This window comes from Streptomyces yerevanensis (assembly GCF_000716805.1).
GTDB classification, from domain to species: domain Bacteria; phylum Actinomycetota; class Actinomycetes; order Streptomycetales; family Streptomycetaceae; genus Streptomyces; species Streptomyces flaveus.
Genome location: NZ_JNWJ01000194.1, coordinates 1 through 1,052, shown reverse-complemented (window position 1 = coordinate 1,052; position 1,052 = coordinate 1). Strand labels below are relative to the sequence as shown.

The 1,052-nt window shown below is 70.7% G+C and carries 1 protein-coding gene; it reads left to right on the top strand.

What is annotated here, in order from left to right; genetic code table 11:
- Nucleotides 1-233 precede the first annotated feature (233 nt).
- A partial coding sequence (locus tag OP79_RS49000; protein ID WP_033329739.1) for an LLM class flavin-dependent oxidoreductase occupies nucleotides 234-1,052 on the top strand: 819 nt, incomplete at its 3' end.

The following is a 1,052-nucleotide window of genomic DNA, read 5'->3' as shown; positions in this document are numbered from 1 at the left end:
GACATCCCCACATCCCTCCTGGCGGAAGCATCCGAACTCTACGGCGGCGTCATCCTCGGCCCACCGCGCTGAACCGCTCACGGACCCGAGTGCCCGTGCCGGAACAGCCGCCACCCCTGGCTGCCGCCCGGTCTCGAAGGCACTGCCTCCGAGGCGACGGCGGGCCCGTTTCCTTTCCCGCTCCCACCACCGCGGCCGATGTCGAGCAAGCGCCGGTCGCTCAGGAGACTTTCATGCCCCTCCCTGTCCTGTTCGGCGCGAACGTAGAGCCCAATGCCCTCCCCGTCGGCCGCTCCAGTGAGCAGGCACTACTCATCGACAGTCTCGGCCTCGACCTTCTCACCATCCAGGACCACCCGTACCAAGCGGCGTTCGACGACACCTGGACACTGCTCACCTTCCTGGCCGCGCGGACGCGACATGTCACGCTCGTCCCGACGGTCAGCTCCCTGCCGTTGCGCCCGCCGGCGGTGCTGGCCAAGGCTGCGGCGACCTTGGACAGACTGACCGGCTCCCGGGTCCAGCTCGGCCTGGGCGCCGGCGCCTTCTGGGAAGCCATCGAGGCCATGGGCGGCTCCCGACGCACGCCGAAGGAGGCCGCCGACGCACTCGAAGAGGCGATCACCGTCATCCGGGCCATGTGGAGTGGCGAGCGCAGCGTGCGGACGCACGGCGCGCACTACTCGCTGGCCGGCGTCCACCCCGGCCCGGCGCCGGCCCCCGGTCTGGGGCTGTGGCTGGGCTCGTACGGGCCCCGCACGCTGGCACTGACCGGTGCAAAGGCGGACGGCTGGCTTCCCTCGCACGCCTACCTCGGACTCGACGCACTGCCCACGGCTGTCCGCCGCATCGACGACGCAGCCCTGGCGGCGGGCCGCGATCCGGACACGATCCGCCGGGTCTACAACATCGCCGGTGTCATCCAACCGGAGTCGGCCGGCCCGTTCCAGGGGCCAGCCGCCCAGTGGACCGAGCACCTTGTCACACTCGTGCGCACCGTCGGCATGAACGGTTTCGTCATCTGGCCCGAACGAGACCACGGCCAGCAGATC